Raw genomic sequence first — 22,020 nt, 5'->3', positions numbered from 1 at the left:
GAGCAACCCTGATCAGCCGTTAGTCTTCTATTTATGAGTTTTTTTGATAAATACGGTCTAGGTCTGATGGCTATATCACCTTGACAGTACCTTTGCCTAGATTAGTTTAACATAGGAGTCAATGAATCGGAACAGTGGTTTAACAGTTTTGATCAGGAGACTCTAATTTAGGTAAAGTAATCACGTAGCGATACCCTAACTCTGGCAAACCTTGAACAGAAATTTTTCCTCTATGGCGTTTAGCTAAATGGCAGCTTAGTAATAGCCCTAAACTTTCACGAGATTCACTATTCTGAGGTCTTTTTTCCGATTCAGAACCCCAACTAGTAGTTTCTGGATCAAAAGAACTGGATAAAAACTGATTGTCACAGAGGAAGTTTGAACTCGAAGGTAGTTCACTTATTCCCAGTGCTTCAGTGATGAATGGGGTTTCTAAAGCATTAGCAACCGCTGCTGCTGCTGAGGGGGATTGTAACGGTAACTCAGAAATTTGTCCGTACATCTGAGGTAGACCATCTCCGAGCCAGGGGTGAGAAACCCAAACCGCGATTTTCAAAGACACAACATTAGCCCTCTCCAAATCAGTTTTTCGAGAGACATGGATGCGTACTTCACCCCCTGCCTCAGCCGAGTAAATCACACTGAATATAAGGTAATATAGCATTTGTCGCACCTTTTCTTTATCCAGAAACCAGATACGATTCCCTGGCTCTACAGATAGATGCAACTTTTGTCGATGTTGCTGGGCTATCTGTGCTAAATTGTTCATTGCTTGTTGACAGAGCATTTCAATATCTACAGCAGTTAAATTTAGTTGTTCGCTGTTTTCCTCAAAAATCCCCAAGCAAAGAATTTCATCAACCATCAAGACCAGCTGACGACCACTGCAATAAACAATTTCTAGATATTCTTTTTGTTTATCAGTCAAAGACCCATAAACTTGGCGACTTAATACACTAGCCATTCCCATAATCGATGTTAGAGGTGTGCGCAATTCCTGTGTCAGCTGAGTTAGTAATTTGTACTTAATGGTGTGAACTGAGTTAAAACCAGCTATCCCATCTAGAGAGACATTCCTAGGGCTCGAAGTTTGGCGATCAGACTCGACTTCCTGAGAGTGCTGAGGCTCTGTTGAAGAGTTAGGTAGCCAGTTAACAAAGCGGTCACGCTCTTTTTTCAAAAAATGATTCCGCTCAAATTCACTGAGACTCCAGCGAGCCGTAATTGCCAAAAACTCATAATCTTTGGTGGTAAAATTGCGAGGTACTAAATCCATAACTGCTAGGGTACCTAAACACTCTCCGTCAGCAGTTAACAGTGGTGCACCTAAGTAAGAACGGATACCGTAGTGGTGAACCAGTACACTACTAGCAAAGACAGGGTTGGCGACTGTATCATTAATCGCCAACATTTGATGACTATCTACTACATAGCTACAAAAGCATTCACTACGGGGCAACTGACGGGACTGTGCCACTCGATTCATTAGCCCGATTCTAGATAATCCCACAGCTGATTTGATGTGCTGTTGCGTTTGTACCATAAAGCCCAAAATGCAGATAGGCACATCTAAAAATCTGGCAGTAGTCTGAGTTGCCTCGTCGAAAACTGGTACTGTTTCTGCTTCGAGTAGACCTAAATCCCGAAGAGTTTTCAGTCGTTTTTTTTCCCGTTCTTTAGGAGTCAAACCATCCAAAGTACAAAAAAGTTGATTTTCTTTTGCCATAACCACCCCATTGCCCATGGTTACCTTTGGTAGCACCACAGTCCACTGGCTACTGTAGTGCTACCCACAACACTTAAGGTTCCCAGATAGAGTAGTGAAGTAAACAAATTCTCAGGAAAATAAATGCTTAAATAATGCCAAATTTTTCGGTATCAGAAGCATTTTTGTGGTTTTTTCGTTCCTGACCGCTTATGGGAGTGATGTCCGACTAGACCAAGCTGGATGAGAAAGCAAAGAGGAAAATACCCGAACACCTCTGAGCTGATTGGAAAGAGGCAAATGACCTTTTGGTGCACTGAGATCCCAGATAAACTCATGGGGATATCGGGTCCAGCGATTGCCAGTTTTCCAACCAATTTTTGGCCAAAGTTTTTCCCAGTTCTTGCCCAAAGACAACCAAAGCTCCCGCTGCACAGAAAATCCAAATTTGCCTTGAGAGTGAATAACCCACAAGATATCAATAGTTTGCAAATCTGTAATCGGGAAATTGTCTACTTCCGAAAAATACAGCCATCTTCTCTGTAGAGCAGCAGCTCCTGCTAACTCACAGAGTTTTTCGAGAGTAAGACGGTCAGCTGCGAGAAAGTCTTGTTTAACTAGCAGCTGTTGCACGGGTGTGTAATCAATGCCTGCTTCAGAACGTAGGGGTACAACCCCAGTAGGAAAATAGGTTTGCAGAAATTCATTGGTTTTGGGCATATTGGCTTGATGGAGGGCTTGATAGGCAAAACCAGCACTGAGGATAGTCGGGTTGGCACGTTGCTCCTGTAAAAATTCCATTAACACGTCTAACCCGGCAGTGCCAGTGCTGGCAAGTTCCTGAATCAAAGCCTGTTGTTTTTTTTCAGAACTAGACTTTAGCTGGCGCTGGAGTTCGGCAACTGTGTTAGAGACTTCTGCTGGGAAAGGGGCCGTTTGATCGCTCATGAAGGGTAGGGTTTGAGGTTGCACTCAAGAAGGTTGAATGTGATAGGTTTTAAAGTCGAGAGTCAAGCAAGTTCATGCTTTTAACCTAGACTACGGCAAGGAACCGCTTGTATACAACCTTCAAGCTTATAATTGTCTAACCTTAAACCTTTTACCGAAAAAATTGGGTAATCGCGCCCCGTCCTTATAGGACGGCTTGATTTTTCAGCTAAAACTTGACAGTTTTCACAGAGCGTGTTATGATTATATTATAAATAATAAACTAAAAAGCTAGATAAATACTATCTAAAAATAAGTAGGCAACGTAAAAAATATGTATCAGATGCATATTGCGTAATTTGGTCTAACGACTCTTTACGTCTATGAAAAAAATTAGATTAAAAAAGTATCTATCTATATATATAAAAAAAAAGCGATGCAGCGCGGTCTTGGGGGAAACCCCCACTCGCTATTGCATCAAGACAAGGTACGGTGGGGCACACCGAAACCTGGGTCATAGACCAAATACGCTTGGGGAGAGGAGACCTCTATTTTTCCTGGCTCCGGCCTGGTTGAACAAGTCATCTCGTTGAATCAAGAATCCCCGTCCTTCCAGGGCGGGGAGTGTCAAGATGAAGAACTTGTGCCAAAATTTCACCGATCGTAGTCCGTCAATTATCTCTAGCGGTACTTCACTCCTAAGCCCTAAGAATTAACTTGGAGGTTAATTCTTAGGGCTTAGGGGTTAGGTGTTGGGTTTGGTTAATGGTTAATAGTTAAGCGTGTAAGTGTGTAAGCGTGCTTAGTACCTAATGTAAGGGTGCTATCATGCCTAATGTAAGCGTGCCTCTACTGAAGTAGATAGGGAGATACCGGTGAGGGAGAGACAACATCCGAGGGTATAAAAAGTTTTTTCCAAAATTGACAAATAAGCAATTCACACCCACAACAACTTACCAAATTTCAAGCATTCTCTATTCTCACGTGCTTATCGAGCCTGAAGAATGCGGTTAATGATTTGAGTAGTGGAGGTAGGAAATTCAACCTGGACTAACTCAATCCGCCCCCCGTAGGATTGAACAATCGGGGCTTCTGGTAAAGTTGATAGACTGTAGTCACCCCCTTTAACATACACCTCTGGTTGCAATGCTTCAATTAAACGAGTAGCTGTGGTTTCAGCAAAAATCACTACCCCATCTACGGGTTTGAGAGTTGCCAGAATTTCTGCCCTCTGTATTTCAGGAACCAGTGGTCGGGGAGGATATCCTGGCTGTGATGGTTTAATGCGGTTTACTGATTGATCACTATTTAGCCCCACCACTAGAGATGAACCCAAGGATTTGGCAATCTTTAAGTAACGCACATGACCAATGTGTAGTAGATCAAAACACCCATTAGTAAATACCAGTGGTCGCCATCGCTCTGACTCGTGGGTGATCAGCTGTTGTAATTCATCGGCAGTGTAGATTCCAGTCATCTAACTTGAAAATAGTGCTGAGTGTTTCAGTCGAACCGTCCTTAGTTAAAATGACTTACTCCCGTAGTAGGTTTCTCTACTACCAAGGCTACCTCCATCGCGCCGAAGGAGTTGATTTCTACTTTCCCGTCTACCATGTTGATTGGATGTTTTACCAAGAGGGTTAGGGGGTTTGACAGATTTCCCAAGATCTGCTATTAGGTAAGTCTTGGCTTTTAGTCAGTAGGGCAGTTCCACGGACCAATACTATTATACAGGCGATGTAAATCGGATTCCGAAAACATATCCAAAAAATTGCTCACTCATTCTTCCTTCGCCACTTACATCCTCTCCTTACTTCGTTCAAAAAGAGGAGCAAGCGCGATTCGATTTAACTACTATACCACACCATAATATTTTTTCTATAACCGAGGCGATTATCTGACATTCCCAGTGCTTCGATGTTCCCATTGCTAGCTAACACTGCCTACTGGGTCAACGGTTTGAGCGAAGCAAAAGTGCCTTACCTGATTTCGGCTCCACTTATATACTAAAAAAGACTTATCTGAAGTTCCGGAAAACCCTGTCCGCAATTCGTTGAATTTTCCGTTCATGGAAAAGGGCAGTCCTAGTACACATAGGCTCAAACTTTTGCTCAAAATCGATAACCCATTTTGGCGGCGATTTTACTTCAGTTCATCTGACCTCTCACCACCGACCGTCCGGTAGACCGGAGACTGGTTGCGGAAGAAGTTGAAAGCTGATAAGTTATATCATGAGGGGTTAGCTTGTCTAGGTCAGCAGTCAGGAAATTGGCTGATGGGTGATAGCTGATAGTTAAATAAAAGCTCAGTTGATGTCTGTGGGAAGTATAAATACAAGGCAGCTCCGTCACTGAAGATTGACCAATAAACCCGATTTCGCCGTTTGAGGGAAAATTCCTTTCATGTCTACTCCTTGGGACGTTTGTATCCGTGCTCATAGGCAAAGCGCACCAATTGGCTACGATTATGTAGTTTCAACTTATGGAGTATGCTACTGAGGTGAGTCTGCACAGTACGAGGGCTGATAAATAGGCGATCGCTTATTTCTTTGTTGGTTAACCCCTGAATAACTTGCCAAAATACTCGTTCTTCTGCTGGTGTCAAGGGTAGAGGTTTAGGTTTTGCCCCTACCTGAGCCAAAGTCTTAGAATTATCAGCAGCTGCTGATGTTGAGAATTGGTTAGCTAGATGGCCAGGAGCTATAGCAGTAGCTTGCTGCATCAACCGAACAATTTCAGCATGGATACGGTGGGAGCGCTCTAGCAGTGCTTCGATTTTTGCCTCTAATTCTCTGGGAGCAACTGGTTTAGTTAAATAATCATCTGCTCCCATAGAATGACCACTAATACGGTCTTCTAATTCTGCTTTGCTAGACAAAAAAATAAATGGCATCAGCCTACCATTGGGAATGTTTCTCAGACGACGGCAAAACTCTAGCCCATCCATCTCCGGCATCAGTACATCAGAAACTACCAGATCAGGTGGATTTTTGACACAAGCTTCCAAGGCTTCAGTTCCCGAACACACTTGTTCTACCTGGTATCCTCGATGTTCCAGGTAGCGCTTCAAAAGAGTTAGCAGGGTTTTATCATCGTCAACAACTAAAATCTTTTTCATATTCTTTCTGGAGCCACCTTTTCTACAAACACTCCTGCCAATTGGTCATGAATTGATGCTGTTGCCATCTGGCTGGAAGTCTATGAAAGGCCAACTGAGACAAACAATACACCATATCTTTTGATCGGAATTCGATTGACCATAGGCAGCATCTATGCTAATAACACTGTAAGTTTCGGTGTTGAAGCCCTAACTATTGACACATCACCCAAGCAATTTTTTAGGAGCGATGGCGCTGCACAAAGCAGCCTTGGCTTGCTGTGGTAAAACAGTTGAACACCTTCCTATTACAGGAGAACTTAAGCTATAGAACCCCTATTTCAGCATAAAGGCTGATTTCAAACAGTTGAGCCATGGTGTAATAACTTCATCAAAGCTTTGAACTTGAACTACGTTCACTCATGCTAATACCCAGAAATGGGAATTTTCGGGAAGAAAGCTCAACAACTACCTGCTCTTTCTGCCACTCTTGCCCTGTCAAGTAGTAATTATCTTAATGAGAAGCTTAACTATAGTATAGTTTTTGCCATCCCCCTATGGATAGACCTTAGGTCAACTACCATTTACCTGGGGTTAATCAGCAAAAAAGCTTAATGTCTCAAGCCCAGTGCAGTAGATCTGGTAGTTTTCTGACTATAGGTCTATTGCCAACTTCCATCTGACATTCATTAAAACTACTTTATGTACGAGAAAATCTCCCCTTGCCAGACCGGTTCTGCCATTACCTACAAGGATGGTCAACCCATTGTTCCTGACAACCCAATAATTCCGTTTATTCGCGGAGATGGTACTGGCGTTGATATCTGGCCAGCTGCCCAGAAGGTAATTGATGCATCGGTCCAATGCGCCTATGGTGCCAAGCGCAGCATCAGCTGGTTTAAAATCTACGCCGGTGACGAAGCTTGCGAAAAGTACGGTACTTATCAGTATTTACCCCAAGACACCCTAAATGCCATCAAAGAATACGGCATTGCCATCAAAGGACCCTTGACAACTCCTGTGGGTGGTGGTATACGCTCTCTCAATGTTGCCCTGCGGCAAATTAATGACCTCTACGCCTGTGTGCGTCCCTGTAAGTACTACCCAGGAACCCCCTCTCCCCACAAAACTCCAGAGAAACTGGATGTGATTGTCTATCGGGAAAATACAGAAGATATCTACTTGGGTATTGAATGGCCCAAAGGAAGCGAAGTTGCTGAAAAATTGATTACTTTACTCAATCAGGATCTAATCCCAGCGACTCCAGAACATGGCAAAAAACAGATTCCCTTAGATGCTGGTATTGGCATTAAACCTATCAGTAAAACTGGCTCCCAGCGTTTAGTGCGCCGCGCCATCCAACATGCCCTCAGGTTACCTAAGCCTAAGCAGATGGTGACTTTGGTACATAAGGGGAATATTATGAAGTACACCGAAGGCGCGTTCCGGGACTGGGGTTATGAACTAGCAACCACAGAGTTTCGAGCAGAATCTGTAACTGAACGGGAATCTTGGATTCTGAGCAACAAAGAGCAAAATCCTGACATTACCCTGGAAGATAATGCTCGCGCCATTGAACCGGGTTATGATGCCTTGACCCCAGAAAAACAGGCTAAGGTGATCCAGGAAGTGGAAAATGTCCTGAATTCCATCTGGGACACCCATGGGCAAGGTCAATGGCAAGATAAGGTGATGGTCAATGACCGGATTGCGGACAGCATTTTCCAACAAATCCAGACTAGACCAGCGGAATACTCTATTCTGGCCACGATGAATCTCAATGGTGATTACCTATCCGATGCTGCTGCTGCTATGGTTGGTGGATTAGGTATGGGTCCAGGAGCGAATATTGGTGACACGTGTGCGATTTTTGAAGCCACCCATGGCACAGCTCCCAAACATGCGGGTCTAGACCGGGTAAATCCAGGCTCTGTGATTTTATCCGGAGTGATGATGCTAGAGTATATGGGTTGGCAAGAAGCTGCTGATTTGATTAAGAAAGGGATATCAGATGCGATCGCTAACCGGGAAGTTACTTATGACCTAGCCCGGATGATGACTCCACCCGTAGAACCTGCGTTGAAGTGTTCTGAGTTTGCTGAGGCAATCATTAAATATTTTAGCTAAACCGCGAGAAGCCCCGCACTTTACCTTCATTGGGTAAGTGTCGTATGGGAAGGGCGGGGCAAGGGTCGGAACGTCGAAATGCCCATTTGATAAGGGAAAACAAATTAAGAGCTAATCGCCACCTACCAACTGAAAATAGAACTTTTTTTTGTATTGTTCCGGCGGGTCGGGGCATCCCGGAGACGAAACCGATAGTACTGGTCGCCTTAATCAATAAGATTTAACCTTTTTACCCTAAGCCTACCAACCATAAAGGCGACCAGTACCTTACGGTAACTTCTGACCGTGTCGTTAATAAAGCAAATCCCTTGTATCCTCGGCAATAGCTGGAGTTGGTAAGAAGCCCGCGCTGTCCGGTTAGGGCAGCGTCCGGAGTATGTCACGTCGCCTTAGCTGACTTGGTTCAAGCTTAGACTTTAACTGAGGCTGATTGAAAAACTGATTTTGACTAGTAGACTGGGTAGAAAATTGCCCCAATTTACTCGTTGCTTGCGGTACTACTGGTGTAAGCGGTGCTGCCGTTGCTACACCGGTAGCTTGCCTGAATGGACTAGAGTAGGTGTTGGAATTGAGAGGAACTGTAGGTGTTGTCGGAAAAGTTCTATCGTTCCTTGTTCGAGGTAGATTGACTCCAGGATAATTAATTTGTCCTGGAGAAGGAGCTGTTGTGGGTGTGGTCGAGAAAGTCCTGTTGCCGGTTACACCTGGTGTTGTTACCCCAGGATAGGTAATTTGTCCTGGATAGGAGGGAGTCGGTAATGCTTGATTCCCAGTTGCCCTCAACGGTATCCCGCCCCTAGCTTTGATTTCCTGAGTTCCTGAGTTCCCTTGTTGCTGAACTCCCCTGTTTCCATAGGAGATGTTTGAAGGCAAGATGTTAGCAGGTAGTTGAGCTTTGCTATTACCGGTAGCAGACTTAGCAGCATTAAGCCTATTCAAGGCTTCCTGTAAAGGGCTGACTGGTAACTCGGCTGGATTAGTGTAGAGGGAATTGAGGGAACCCAACCCCAAGACAGAATTAGTCTGGTTCAGTGTGCTTGAGGATAAAGATCTCTGATTAACAGAGTTAGGATTGCTCAGTAAGCCACTCCCAGGAACGGGAGGGACATTAAAGTTTGTAGATGTAACAAACGGATGTCTGGCTTTTGAGGACTGCTGAGGTTGGACGTTTGGGGTTAGTAAAGGTGATTTTGCTTGGGAGTTAGCTTTTGTCTGCTGAATAACTTGAGTAAATAACCCTTCCGAATTTTTGGTTTTAGACTTTTTGCCTTTCTTGGTTTGCTGTGGTGGTACTGATATAGCACTTAGGGCTTCGAGCTCTGCTAATAGCACGGCAGAATTATCAATATCAGCCAACCTTGCCGCTAGTTCATCATCTTCAGAAGACAGGGTTGGTTCAACGGTGGGAGTATCAGTTTCAGCCACTTGATTGATCCCAATTGCCCTTAGCAATTCTGGACGGTTCCAGTATTCCCGGAGAAACCACAACATTAGGGATAACAAGACAGCTGCTCCCCAAAATGCTGGTCGTCCCAAAGGTTGTAGTTGAGCTTTCCAATAGCGGAGGTAGGCAGGAGGTTGATGACGATAAGACATGGCACGTTTCAACGATGTTAGACATTTCAGCTTCGCTGTAACTTGATGTTAGCCTCTAATCAACGGATTCAGGTTTACAATTAGCAATTTACAATTAGCAACAATAACTACCTATCTATCTATCTGGCCTATCTATCGGGCAGCCCTATATAACAACAATCCTCCCGCACCTAGTCCAAATAAATTAGGCAACCAGGCTGCCATCAAAGGAGAGAAAATGTTAACTAAACCTAGGGCATTGGTGATAAATCCTAATAAGTAGTAAGAAAAAATTACTAAAACACTAATTCCGAAACTTGTTGCTTTACCTGTACGTTGAGGACGAGTTCCTAATGCGGCTCCTACTAGACCAAAAACTAGACAAACAAAGGGAAAAGAAATTTTTTGTTGAATTCTGATCCTAAGTTTACGGATTTTTTTAGCATTACCACTATGGCGTAATACTTCCAAACGCTCTAGAGACTGAGCAATGTTCATTTCACCATAGTCACGATTTTTTTTTGCCAAATCCAAAGGCGTTCTAGGAAGTTGTAGCTTTTGTTTTTGAAATCTGAGGATATTGCGGTAAGAAGCATCGGGAGATATAATGTAAATGGTACCATCTAAAAAATCCCATAGATTTTCAGTGGGGTTCCAAACGGCAGACTCAGAGGTAACAATTTGTTCCAGACCGGTCTGAGAAAAGTCTAAAATTGTCAAGCCTCTCATCTGCTTACCATCAAATTCCTCGGCGTAGAACCAACGCTTAATTTTGTTTACTTTTTTGCCATTGGGTAGCTTTACTTTTTGATATTCGGGATAAAAGATGTTTCTTTCCTGGAAGGATGGTCTTTCTTTTTTGAGCGCTTTGTCTAAGGTAATTTTGGACTGGTAGTTAGCCGCAGGAACCACTAATTCATTAAATACAAATGTCAGACTTGTAACGAGCAAACTCACCACTACAGCAGGTATTATCAGTCGGTAGATGCTTACCCCAAAGCTACGCATGGCAATCAACTCACTATCGCTGCTGAGGCGAGAGTATGCCATCAGAGCAGCTAGGAGCATGGACATTGGTAAAGCATAGGAAATAAACTGGGGTAATTGCAACAGTAGCACTTGAAGAGCAATTCCCAATGGTAGTCCTGCTTCAGTAACTTTCCGAACCAACTCAAATAGGGTTCCAATAGCTACACCCAGTGATGAAAAAGCACCGATACCAAACAGCAATGGTGGGATTAGCTCAAATACGATGTACCGATCCATCACTGATAAGCCAGGCATTAGTGCAATGATGGACTTGGATTTACCAAATTTCATGATTTGCTAATCGCTAAATTAATTGTTAATAGCTTCTTTTATCGTTGAAACCCTGTCCCTAAGTAATACTTACGTACTAAAGGATTATCATAAAGTTCTTCAGCACTGCCGGCAGCCAGGATTTGTCCTTCTCGCATAATGTAGGCACGGTCAGTAATCGCTAGGGTTTCTCTAACATTGTGGTCAGTCACCAGAATTCCCATTTGGCGATCGCGTAATCGAGCCATAATTTTTTGAATCTCTGAGACAGCAATGGGATCGACACCAGCAAATGGCTCATCCAAGAATAAGAACTTCGGTCCAAGTGAACCAACAGCTAAAGCTCTTGCCAGTTCTGTTCGACGTCTTTCTCCTCCAGACACTTGATTACCTAAGGTATTGGCGACTTTGTCCAAACGAAACTCTTGGAGTAAGTAATGCATTCTTAATCGCCACTCACCACGAGGCACACCAGTTTGTTCTAAGACTAATTGAATATTGTCCCGAACACTAAGGTGGCGGAAGATACTCGCTTCCTGAGCCAGATAACCAATACCTAGCTGCGCTCGCCGATTGATAGGCATTGCAGTGATATCTTGATCATCTAGCCAAACTGTACCGAGATTGGGTTTTTCTAGACCAGTGGCAATGTAGAAGGTTGTAGTTTTACCAGCACCATTAGGACCGAGCAACCCTACAACTTCCCCTTGGGCGACGGAAAGATTAACGCGACTGACAACACTGCGCCTGCCATAGGACTTATGGATATTATCTAATAATATTTTCACAGATAGCACCTTTAATCACTCATTAGTCAATAGTCCATAATCCTGATATCCTTAGTAATTGACCAATGACCAGGAAATGACCAGGAGTGGTTGCAGGCCATTCTATCAATTAAGATCTAGTTTTTAAGCCATAATGGCTGATGGTAGGGGTTGATTTAGCTAGGGAAGCCCTGGAGCCGGTGATGTGGTGCTGTCTGGGTCAGTAACGATGTAAATTGATTCTACCTGTTGGTTTTGTTGAGGCAGGGCTACAAAGCGTCCTTCATCAATCAAATAGGTAATGGTTTCACCCTGAATACTATTGCCCTCTTGCAACACAAAAACATTACCATTGAGAACCAGACGGCGCTCACGGCTGAAGTATTGTGCTTGGGCTGCAGTTGCTTGTATTTGGCGAGCGGGATAGTTAATTTGGACATTGCCACGGGCTGTGACTACGCCAGTTTTGGAGTTAGCTTCCTGGACATCAGAGCGAACCGTCAAGGCACTTCCATCAGCTGCTGATGGTTTATTTTGGGCTTGTGCTTGGGGGATGTTAAGGAAAGTTGGTAATGCGATCGCACCTACCAAGGTAACTGGCAAGAATAATCTTAGACCTAGATTATGCCTTAATCGGTTAGTATATTTAAGGTCGGACTTCATGCTGTTGTGTGTGATGACTGATATCAAAGATAAATAAGCTGTTCTGCCTACTAGTTTAAGCAAATCCAGCCATAGCTTGGCTGGAAAACATGCTTTTTGCTGAAAACCTCACGTTTTAGTTTTGACGACTAGGTACCAACAAAGTTTCTGATCCCTTCATAGCATTTGCTAACAGCTAATTATTAATCATCAACTTAACCATCAACTCGCTCGAGTTTGGGAAAACTGCTAACCCCTTCGCCACCAACAACAACTACACCATTGCTCTGGGCTGCCTCTAACTGTCTAAGGAAATCAGCAACTTGCTCTGAGCCAACGTTTTGCAATGCCTCTAAGAGATTAACACTTTGAGATAGTAGCTCACTGACATCAATCCCCCCATAGTCCGGTTGATAGTTACTGAGACGTCCAATCCCTTCACCGAGTAACACCACTGCACCACGCCAGTTGAGATTGCTTAAGTGGTAGCAGCCAACAGCTATTTGTAAAATGCCTTGATAAAATCGCTTTTGCGGCTCAACTGCTTCTATCCATAAAGCTTCAAGGGTGTCGTGACAAGCGTAAAACTCTTGCTGATTAAATTGATCGACACCCTGCCAAAATTCTTCAGGTAGTACTATGGCTGTCATGCCATGCTATCTCGCGCAGCTTTAATTTCGTCTAGGGAAATTTCTTGCTTATCACCCGCAAAATCGTTATCCGGGGTCAAAAATAACATACAGTGGCACTCCTTGCGTTCCCGCATGGGGACACAAGGGCAATTCCAGAAGGTAGCTTTCACCTCTGCTTCTTTGTCTTCATAATGGCGGCAAGGGCATAAGGGAGCACCGAGTTCTTCTTTGTGTTTGGCAAGTCCCTCAATAACCACAGCAGTTACGCTTGGGTCAACACAGAAGTAAGTGTCAGTACGCTGAGCATAAGTCTGAGCAAAGTTTTGCATCGCCTCCAGTTTACTATCACTGGCTTGATTAGCTCCCTCGGCTTTACTATCACTGGCTTGATTAGCTATTGGTGATGTAGTCATTTAGTAAAATTGAGTTGTGAAACAGTTTTTAGCATTGTATCGTACAGTCTTACAGGTAAATCGGATAGTTGTTGATCCAAGCCATAGTTTAATATAATTGTTTGATGGGTTGAATTGGTGTTAACCTGCTGCCGTATACATCCGTTAGGAATCCATTGCGTTCCACAGCTTATTTGCTATCGGATCGGTTGCTGTAACTGGGGTTTTAGGGGCTCAGTCGTATTAATTACAATTCCCAAACTATCGCCCTTGAGTTGTTGGACTGGCTTTACAACAGAGACATCTTTTGGCCACAGTAAGCAACGACTCCCAGGGGGTAGGGAGTTAAGACTAACAGGATTTTGAGTCAGCCAGATCAAGGGTAGATAGGGGGGTAGATAGGGTTTCTCTTCGGCTTTCCCATCAACTCCGGCTTGGGTGGCAGCAAGGGCTTCTAACACTACTGAGTTACCGTGCAATAACCCTGTTATCGCTGTCCAGAATTTCACATTTGGCTGAGTCCGATAAGCATAGGAGTACATAGAAGCAGCAGCAATCACGGCTTGTTCAAAGTATTCCGGATGCCATTGACTGGAGCTATCGAGGCAGATGATAATTTCTTGAGAACCAGTCAATACTTCTAACTCCCGTACCAGTAATTCACCGTAACGAGCACTGGTGCGCCAGTGAATCAGACGGGTAGGGTCCCCAACTCGGTAAGGTCGTAGTGCTTTGGTGAGGTCTTGGCTAACTGATTGAGATTTGCGATCGCTTTGGACTTGCATACTGTCCTCTTCACCGATTTCATCCACTAGGGGACAGCAAGTAAGGGGGAGTACAGTGGGATAAACTACTGCCCTAGCGCTGACATATCGACGGCGACGGCACCAAAATAATCCCAAGGGTGTGGCAGTTCTCAATTGTACCTGATGCCAGCGATAGACTCCTCGTTTGGGGGTGGGATGGTAATAAACCCAGCGATGGACACTTTGGGCTGGAATGGTGGCTACTGGTGTTTTGGTCATTGCTCCCAGTTCCGGTGGGAGCATATCCTGAATTTGTAATAGGGTTTGAGGCCGGAGGGTGGGGTTTTCGATTTCTAGTTCAATGGTTAACTGGTCTCCCACACTGACCGGTGAGATCGGACGTCGGCGTACTGATAGATGGTGAAGCGATCGCAGTGGCAAGATAGCGGCAATTACCAGTAGGGCAAAAATGATCGCACTGATCACATAGAGCCATCCTGCCATGGTATTGGTGGCAGCGCCAAAGAAACAGATGGCAATACCTGCTAAAAGCAAACCTCCATAGGCGGGATTAACCCAGTTGCTTTCTAACCATTCGGTGGTTTGTTTGATAACGCTCATGACTTTTTAGAGTTATTCAACCCTCAACTTGTTGTCTTACCTGTTCTACACTCAAGCTAAGGGCTTCTGCTACCTGTTCCACTGTTAGTCCCATCTTCAGAAAACGGGGCACAGCCTCGAAGATTGCCTGTTCAGCTATCAATCGTGCTTCAGCCTCTTGTTGTCGCTCCTGTTCAGCTATCAATCGTGCTTCAGCCTCTTGTTGTCGCTCCTGTTCAGCTTTTTGAGCTCGTGCATGTTCTACTTCCGCCCGCTCATTACCAATCAGCAATAGATTACCTTGGTTATCCCACCACCTTAACCAGAGTTGGTTTTGATTTTGATAGGTTCCCTGCCACAGTCCCAATTCGATTCCTAATGGTTCAATGGGATAATGACCTCGCTCGTTGGGCTTCATTTTGTGATAGAAACCTTTAAGGAATTCATAGACCTCCAAGTTACCGGTTTTGATTTCATAGATGCCGTAATAGGCAATGCGTATAATCTGCTCATAAACCCAAAATTTGCCTGGTTTAGTGACTTTTCCTTCCTCACTTCGGGATAGAGGAGTTTGGTCTCGTTCTTCTTCCCCGTTCCCACTAGCAAATTCAAGAGCAATTAAAGGAGCGATATATTCTCGCCATATAACGTAGGAACGGCGAATTTCACCATCTAACTTAGGGGGAACGTTGGGAACATAAAACCAGTCAGGAGCTTCTGCTCCTTTTTCGGGTGGGTCAGTTTCTCGCCAATATATACCACAGTCTTGTCCAATGGCATAGTGTCCATCGGGATGAATTTGCTCTAAAACTGGTCCAATGGAATCTGTAAGTAAGATGCTTTGGGGGTGTTTATGAAAATTTTTGGCAAAACTTCCATCTGATTCTGGTAGTTGGGTGTGATCTGGGAAAGGAGGAGGTAAAACCACCCGGTCAATACTTTGAGTCATGGTTTCTTGATCGGCTTCTACTGGGGGTATAGATTTATTTTGGCAGAATTTTTCATGAGTCAGGACTTAATAAAATTTCCAATTATCTCCCTTACAACCATTAAGTAAAGCATTTAGCATAAAGGTCGTTCAGCACTTGATAATAACTCCCTTACCGATAGCTACAAAATTTTGCGCCCAGTCAAAAGTCCCCGCACTTCCAACATGGCAGAATAAGTAGGCAAAATATGAAGGGTTTCATGATCTGGAGTTTCTTCGAAAGCGGTAGCGATCGCTTCTGCTAAATCTTCTTTAATAATCAATTGGCAATTAGTCTGGTCTTGATTCTGGTCTTGATTCTGGTCTTGATTCTGGTCTTGATTCTGGCTGTATTGTAGACGGAGTGCCATATCATAAACGCGATCGCCACTGACTACCACAGTTCCCCCTGAGTTCACTAATTTCTCTGTATCCACATCCCAAATCCAAGACACATCTGTGCCATCAGGGGTTCGGTCATTGAGTACCACTAGTTTAGTGGATGCTCCACCTTGTTTTTGCAAGTCATTAACAGCTCGAATCGTTTCATTCATCCCTACTGGATTTTTGGATAACAGAATCCGAACCCGCTTCCCATCCACAACTAATTCTTCTGCTCGTCCAAAGGCAGCGCGGAAGGTTTTAATAGTGTTGTAGATGGTATCCCGGTCAATTCCCATCTCTATGGCTAGTAATCCCGCTGCCAATGTATTGTATTTGTTATAGATACCAATTAATATTTGTGGCCACTGGCTACTATTGACTCCTAGTTGAGGTTTACTAAAGCCACATTGAGGACAGTGATAGTCTCCTAGATGGGACAGATAAACTCCCTCATAGTCCAGGGGATGTCCACAACTGGGGCAGTAAATTGAGTCAACAGCATGGGGAATTTCATCAAGATAGACATCTGGCTCACTTAACCCAAAGAAAAGGACTATCTGGGGTAACTGTTGACCCAGGTAAGAAAGGGTAGGGTCATCGCCGTTTAAGACCACAACGGTTTCCTCTGGTAAGGGAGCGATCGCATTTTGCCAGCGACGGCTAATGGTATCCACTTCCCCATAACGATCCAGCTGGTCACGAAACAGGTTTAAGCCCAAAATAAACTTAGGTTCGCAATCAAGCAATACCAAGGGCAGCACATTTTCATCCACTTCCAAAATGGCGTAGTCAGCATCCAACTGACCAATGCCATTGGTATGAACTAGGAGTGCGGTTACTAAGCCATTAATCAAATTTGCCCCAGTACTATTGTGAGCAACTTGCCAACCAAGGTCTTCCAGGATAGTGCATAGAAGTAGAGAGGTGGTAGTTTTACCGTTAGTACCAACAATTAGAATCACACCTCGTCTGACCTGATCCAAGAGTAAGGGAAGCACTTGAGGCTGGAAACGACGGGCAATTGCTCCAGGCAGAACACTTGCTGCCCCTAGGTTTAATAACCGAACCAGAGCGGTGACGGTTTTGGCAATGCCTACGGATAACCCTAATCGTAATCTATCGATAATTGATCTAGTCACGGGATGAAAGCTACAAGTTGTTCGTGGATTAAAGAGTTGGAACCAAAGATGAACCGATCAGAATCGAAACTTCCGATCAAAACTAAAAACCTACCATTGATGAAGTGGAAGATAATTAGGGAAGATTTCACGCCCACCACAGCGCAAGTACTTCACTGTGTCCTTCATGCAATAGTGCTGCATCGTTCATCTTTCATACTTAATAGGCAATGCTAGCAGTTCAAGAAGCAGAGTCAATCATTCTCAATTTGGTTCAACCCTTTGACCCACGGCTGGAAACACAGGTGGTAGAGCTATCTGCTGCCACTAATAGAATTCTGGCAGCAACAGTGACCAGTAACTTAGATTTTCCCCACTGGGATAATTCAGCCATGGATGGGTATGCCGTGCGTTATAGCGATGTCCAATCCTGCAATCGCGAACAACCAGTAGTTTTAACTATTGTCGAAGAAATCCCTGCTGGATATCAACCCCAATGTGAAGTCAAACCCGGACAAGCGTCACGGATTTTTACTGGAGGTTGTATGCCAAAAGGATCTGATACGGTGGTGATCCAAGAAAACACCAAGCTCCAGGACAACCAGGTGGTGATTTTGGAGGCTCCCCAACCCCAAGCGTTTGTCCGTCATCGGGCATCTTTTTACCAAGCCCAAACGAGTCTTATGAAACCAGGCATTAGGCTTGGTGCTCCAGAAATTGCCGTCTTAGCTGCAGCTCAGTGTAACCAATTGACAGTGTATCGGCGTCCTCGGGTGGCAATTTTTTCCACTGGCAACGAGCTAGTAACCCCTGACCAACCCCTAAAACCTGGTCAAATTGTGGATTCTAATCAGTATGCCTTGGCTACCTTTGTCTCCCTCTTGGGAGGAGTACCCATACCTATGGGGATTGTGCGCGATCAGCCAGACGATCTAAAAAATGCGATCGCAAACGCTATCTCCGAAGCAGATATGGTTCTATCTACTGGCGGTGTATCAGTGGGAGATTATGACTATGTAGACAAAATCTTAGCCCAGCTCGGGGCAGAGATTCACATCCACTCGGTTGCCGTTAAACCCGGTAAACCCCTAACAGTTGCTACCTTTACCTCCCCCTTGCCTAATTCCCCAGAAGAAAGTGATCTTTCTAGTACTCCTTCGTGTTCAAAACGTCCAGTACTTTACTTTGGTCTACCTGGGAATCCCGTTTCAGCACTAGTCAGTTGTTGGCGGTTTGTTAAACCAGCACTGTTAAAACTATCTGGTTTACCGGAGGAAGTCTCGAAACCAGTTTTTGTCAAAGCGATCGCATCTAATGACTTACATGCTGGTGGAAGCCGGGAAACTTACCTGTGGGGACAACTGTGTTTAGATGCAGCTGGTGCCTACGAATTTCATCTGGCTAGTGGTAGTCATAGTTCTGGTAATTTGATTAATCTTGCTCAGACCAATGGTCTAGCGGTGGTGCCAATCGGTAAAACCTTGATTCGGGCTGGTGAATCAGTATTAGTCTTACAGGTAGGGGAAGGTTTGGCTAGGGCAAAAGGTAATATCAAATCTGGTTGAATAACCATACTTCGTGGTGAGGGGAGCTTCGGGTGCAGGGGAGCTTCGGGTGCAGGGGAGCTTCGGAGAAATATTTTGTCTAGATATCTTCAGTCTGGGCAATTATCCGGATTTGATATAAAAGGTAAAAGCCATGCAAGCAAGGATCTTTGATTTATCACCAAAAACCTGGTTTTAAGGGTCTTGGTGCGTAATTCCTGTGGACTAACGCTTTGTTGTCATACCTTGCTCGCCACACCCGGTAAACCAGTCACCTACCCCATCACCCTATACCCGTAGCAAAGCAGGATGTTTGGTTTCAGTGGGTAAGTCTTAAAATAGATAGAGTAGTGTTGGAAACCAGGTTATTGGTCAGTAGCGCCTATCGATACTATCTACGGTAATCTTCAAGGTCTTAAGCCTAGCCAGCTCAAGCAACTCAAACGGTTGTATCACCAACGCTTACCTAGCGATAACTTGACTACACCGGAGTTTGCTCAACGTGTTGCAGCCATTAGCACAGATATTCAACAGCCCCTATGCACCTACATCAATCGCCGGGGACAAGTGATTCGTGTGGCTGTAGGTACCCCTACTCAGACCAAAATTCCTCCCCTGGAATTGCCCCGTTACGGTGCTGAACGATTGTGCGGGATTCGCTGTATCGCCACTCAGCTCAAATCAGAAACCCCTAGAGAATCTACCCTCACGGCTATGGCAATTCAGCGATTGGATGCATTGGTGGTACTTACGATTACTGGGTCAGGTATGATCAGGCGGGGTGGTGGAGCAACAGGTTATATCAAAGAAACTTATCTCGCACATTTGCTCCCTCCTAGTAACTCACAAGGAAACAATAAGGTAGACTCTAAACTCCTAAATTGGAGTGTATCATCACCCATGAGTCTGGATATTCTGACCAAGCAGGATTTCCAGGAATTGGTCGAAGAGCTAGAAGCTGAGTTTCGACGGCAATTTGTGGCTCAGCAAGTCGATGTTGACCAAGATAGGGTGCTGATTATAGGATTAATGACTGAACACATCAGCCCAGAGCGATTTGAAGATGGCTTAGCAGAAATTGGGCGGTTGGTGGAAACCGCTGGTGGAGAAGTATTAGGGGTAATCCAGCAAAAGCGTACGCATCCCCATCCCCAAACAGTAGTTGGTAGCGGTAAGGTAGAGGAAATTGCCCTGACTACCCAAACTCTAGCCGCTAATCTGGTAGTATTTGACCGCGACCTATCACCAGCACAAGCTCGCAACCTAGAATCCCAAATTGGTGTTCGGGTTGTAGACCGTACTGAAGTGATTCTCGATATTTTCGCCCAACGAGCTCAGTCCCGTGCTGGTAAATTGCAGGTGGAACTGGCACAACTAGAATATATGTTGCCTCGCCTTACTGGTCGGGGTCAGGCAATGTCCCGGTTAGGAGGTGGCATTGGTACTCGTGGTCCGGGTGAAACCAAACTGGAAACCGAACGTCGCTCCATTCAGCGTCGAATTGCCCGACTTCAACAAGAAGTAAACCAATTACAGGCTCATCGGTCAAGGTTAAGGCAGCGCCGTCAGCAACAGGACGTTCCGACAGTGGCGGTCGTTGGTTATACAAATGCGGGCAAATCTACCCTGTTGAATACCCTAACCAATGCTGAGGTTTATACCGCTGACCAGTTATTTGCTACTCTTGACCCCACCACCAGACGCTTACCTATTGTTGACTCAGTAACTGGTAAATCTAGCGGTATGCTATTGATCGATACGGTAGGGTTTATTCACGAGTTACCCCCACCCTTAGTAGATTCATTTCGGGCTACCCTCGAGGAAGTAACAGAAGCAGATGCTTTGCTGCATTTAGTGGATTTATCCCATTCAGCGTGGGCTAGTCACATTCGTTCTGTAATGGGAATTCTAAGGGATATGCCCATTACACCAGGACCGATTTTAGTGGTATTTAATAAAATTGACCAAGTAGAAAGTGATACCCTAGCGTTAGCGAAAGAAGAATTTCCTCAAGGAGTGTTTATATCTGCTAGTAAACGTCTTGGACTGGAGACATTGCGTCAGAAACTAGTTGAGTTAGTTCACTATGCGATCGCAACTCAATAAACTGAATCAGCCTCAGCATTCAGCCTAATGCGGTCACCCTAATGCGGTCACCCTAATGCTTAAAATAAACCTCTTTCGGGCAGCCTAATGCGGTCAGCCGTGAGCCCGTGAGCCATTCGCGAACGCGAACAGCTTTGTGGCACAGGCCACAAGCATGTGGCACAGGCCACAAGCGCTGTGACTTAACTCAGATTAAACGAATGCTTACCTGTTGTCTTGATCCCAAGCGCGAGTGGGGGAAACCACGGCAATAGCGAGTGGGTAGGGGCTGCGTGGGTCACCTGCGTCCGCACCTTGAAAGCCCCGTGGGAACCCCCTTTGGCCGACTGCCTCCCCTGTTCCGAAGCTGCATCGCTTGTTCAAAAGCTGTTCGGTGTAGCTTTCCCTATGCCCATAAGCTGATAGCACCTCAAGTAGCACCATCTGTAGCCCATAAGCTGATAGGTGATAGCTGATAGCTGAATACTTACAAATCAGCCTCATGAAAAATTAACCAAAATCGGTAGTTCCCTAGTTCTAAACAAGTCGTGATTTTGGCAGTTTTATTCCTTGGTAGGAGTCGATTTTACCAACGTCTCTCACTACTTCTAGAGGGCTACCACTATGGGATAACGACTTAATAAACTGGATTAGCTTCATAAAAAATTCACATGTGTAAGCTAATAGATAGGGATAATTTAATTGTTAAAACCAAAACCAACTTCAAAGTTTGATGCTTCGTTCTGGGGACGCCGATATCCTAAATTTCCTTGAACAAATCCAGTTGGCTCGCAACGTCCCGATTGGCTTAAGGTGCTATCGTCTGCGAACTATGTGCATGCATTTTGGGCGCTGGTTAAAGTTAGAGCCAGAATCAATGCGTCAGCTGGTTTTTTTGTGCTATTGCCACGGTTTAGGGAAAATTAGCATTCCCGATCAGATCCTGTTCAAAACAGAACCGCTGACAGAAAAGGAGTGGACAAAAGTTAAGGAGTATCCTGAAGTTTCAGAACTGATTTGTAACCAGCATCCCCTCCTCAAGGAGTTTGCCTTCTTAGTGCGTACCCACCAAGAGAGGCTGAATGGCACTGGTTATCCGGATGGGTTGCGTGGTGAAAAAATTCCTTACATTGTTCAGGTCTTTCAGCTGGTGAATGCGGCAGATGCTATCATCAGCAAGCGGCTATATCGTAACCGTAGTGATCCCCCAGGCATTCGCCCCTACTGGAAACAGGCTGTAGCAGAAATTACCAAAGAAATAAAAGTTGGGGCAAGAGATCCAGAACTCTGTGAAAAGTTTTTCCGCTTTCTTGAACTGTACTATCGAGGCGGTGGTTGAAGGTTGAAGGTTGAAGGTTGAAGGTTGAAGGTTGAAGGTTGAAGGTTGAAATTTAAATGTTAAAGGTTTAAAGTT

At 44.7% G+C, this 22,020-nt stretch carries 17 protein-coding genes; 4 read left to right on the top strand and 13 right to left on the bottom strand.

Features of this window, described 5'->3' with window-relative positions; genetic code table 11:
• Positions 1-139 precede the first annotated feature (139 nt).
• The 4 genes from F6J90_RS19790 to F6J90_RS19775 form a co-directional block, all read right to left on the bottom strand.
• Complete coding sequence (locus F6J90_RS19790; protein WP_366513788.1) at positions 140-1,765, bottom strand: GAF domain-containing sensor histidine kinase; 1,626 nt, start codon at positions 1,763-1,765, stop codon at positions 140-142.
• A 150-nt stretch (positions 1,766-1,915) separates the two neighbouring features.
• Positions 1,916-2,653 carry a GUN4 domain-containing protein gene (locus tag F6J90_RS19785; RefSeq protein WP_293097113.1) on the bottom strand — a complete coding sequence of 246 codons (738 nt, stop codon included), beginning with the start codon at positions 2,651-2,653 and terminating at the stop codon, positions 1,916-1,918.
• A 967-nt stretch (positions 2,654-3,620) separates the two neighbouring features.
• Positions 3,621-4,109, bottom strand: a complete 489-nt coding sequence (locus tag F6J90_RS19780) for an adenylyltransferase/cytidyltransferase family protein (RefSeq protein WP_071106454.1) — start codon at positions 4,107-4,109, stop codon at positions 3,621-3,623.
• Between the two features lie 929 nt (positions 4,110-5,038).
• Positions 5,039-5,749, bottom strand: a complete 711-nt coding sequence (locus F6J90_RS19775) for a response regulator transcription factor (protein ID WP_293097110.1) — start codon at positions 5,747-5,749, stop codon at positions 5,039-5,041.
• 681 nt (positions 5,750-6,430) lie between these two features.
• On the opposite strand from F6J90_RS19775, the gene F6J90_RS19770 reads away from it, so the two are divergent.
• Entirely contained in the window at positions 6,431-7,855 is a 1,425-nt protein-coding gene (locus F6J90_RS19770; protein ID WP_293097108.1) for an NADP-dependent isocitrate dehydrogenase, read from the top strand.
• A gap of 357 nt (positions 7,856-8,212) precedes the next feature.
• Here F6J90_RS19770 and F6J90_RS19765 read toward each other — a convergent pair whose 3' ends face one another.
• The 9 genes from F6J90_RS19765 to F6J90_RS19725 form a co-directional block, all read right to left on the bottom strand.
• Complete coding sequence (locus F6J90_RS19765) at positions 8,213-9,451, bottom strand: hypothetical protein (protein WP_293097106.1); 1,239 nt, start codon at positions 9,449-9,451, stop codon at positions 8,213-8,215.
• A 132-nt stretch (positions 9,452-9,583) separates the two neighbouring features.
• Positions 9,584-10,750: an LptF/LptG family permease gene (locus F6J90_RS19760; protein WP_293097104.1), complete on the bottom strand. Its 1,167-nt coding sequence runs from the start codon at positions 10,748-10,750 to the stop codon at positions 9,584-9,586.
• Between the two features lie 38 nt (positions 10,751-10,788).
• Entirely contained in the window at positions 10,789-11,517 is a 729-nt protein-coding gene (gene lptB / locus F6J90_RS19755) for an LPS export ABC transporter ATP-binding protein (protein ID WP_293097102.1), read from the bottom strand.
• Between the two features lie 159 nt (positions 11,518-11,676).
• On the bottom strand, positions 11,677-12,159 hold the full coding sequence (locus F6J90_RS19750; RefSeq protein WP_293097100.1) for an LptA/OstA family protein: 483 nt from the start codon (positions 12,157-12,159) through the stop codon (positions 11,677-11,679).
• A gap of 194 nt (positions 12,160-12,353) precedes the next feature.
• Entirely contained in the window at positions 12,354-12,788 is a 435-nt protein-coding gene (locus F6J90_RS19745) for a DUF309 domain-containing protein (RefSeq protein WP_293097098.1), read from the bottom strand.
• Complete coding sequence (locus F6J90_RS19740) at positions 12,785-13,183, bottom strand: ferredoxin thioredoxin reductase catalytic beta subunit (RefSeq protein ID WP_071106444.1); 399 nt, start codon at positions 13,181-13,183, stop codon at positions 12,785-12,787. The genes F6J90_RS19745 and F6J90_RS19740 overlap by 4 nt, the downstream gene beginning before the upstream one ends.
• 176 nt (positions 13,184-13,359) lie before the next feature.
• On the bottom strand, positions 13,360-14,529 hold the full coding sequence (locus F6J90_RS19735; protein WP_293097094.1) for a DUF58 domain-containing protein: 1,170 nt from the start codon (positions 14,527-14,529) through the stop codon (positions 13,360-13,362).
• 16 nt (positions 14,530-14,545) lie between these two features.
• Positions 14,546-15,457 (bottom strand): Uma2 family endonuclease, encoded by a 912-nt coding sequence (locus tag F6J90_RS19730; protein ID WP_293097091.1) that lies wholly within the window; start codon positions 15,455-15,457, stop codon positions 14,546-14,548.
• Between the two features lie 161 nt (positions 15,458-15,618).
• The gene (locus F6J90_RS19725) at positions 15,619-16,998 is read right to left on the bottom strand and encodes a Mur ligase family protein (protein ID WP_293097088.1); all 1,380 of its coding nucleotides are present in this window, start codon (positions 16,996-16,998) and stop codon (positions 15,619-15,621) included.
• Positions 16,999-17,207: 209 nt separating this feature from the next.
• Between F6J90_RS19725 and glp the strand changes: the two genes are divergently transcribed.
• The 3 genes from glp to F6J90_RS19710 all read left to right on the top strand — a co-directional run bounded on the left by glp (position 17,208) and on the right by F6J90_RS19710 (position 21,945).
• Positions 17,208-18,542, top strand: coding sequence for a gephyrin-like molybdotransferase Glp (glp, locus tag F6J90_RS19720; RefSeq protein ID WP_293097085.1), 1,335 nt, complete (start codon positions 17,208-17,210; stop codon positions 18,540-18,542).
• A 426-nt stretch (positions 18,543-18,968) separates the two neighbouring features.
• Positions 18,969-20,627 carry a GTPase HflX gene (hflX, locus tag F6J90_RS19715; protein WP_366513787.1) on the top strand — a complete coding sequence of 553 codons (1,659 nt, stop codon included), beginning with the start codon at positions 18,969-18,971 and terminating at the stop codon, positions 20,625-20,627.
• A gap of 712 nt (positions 20,628-21,339) precedes the next feature.
• Entirely contained in the window at positions 21,340-21,945 is a 606-nt protein-coding gene (locus F6J90_RS19710; RefSeq protein ID WP_071106437.1) for an HD domain-containing phosphohydrolase, read from the top strand.
• Positions 21,946-22,020 lie beyond the last annotated feature (75 nt).

The organism is Moorena sp. SIOASIH, from assembly GCF_010671925.1.
GTDB lineage: Bacteria > Cyanobacteriota > Cyanobacteriia > Cyanobacteriales > Coleofasciculaceae > Moorena.
This window is presented reverse-complemented; position numbering and strand designations above follow the sequence as displayed.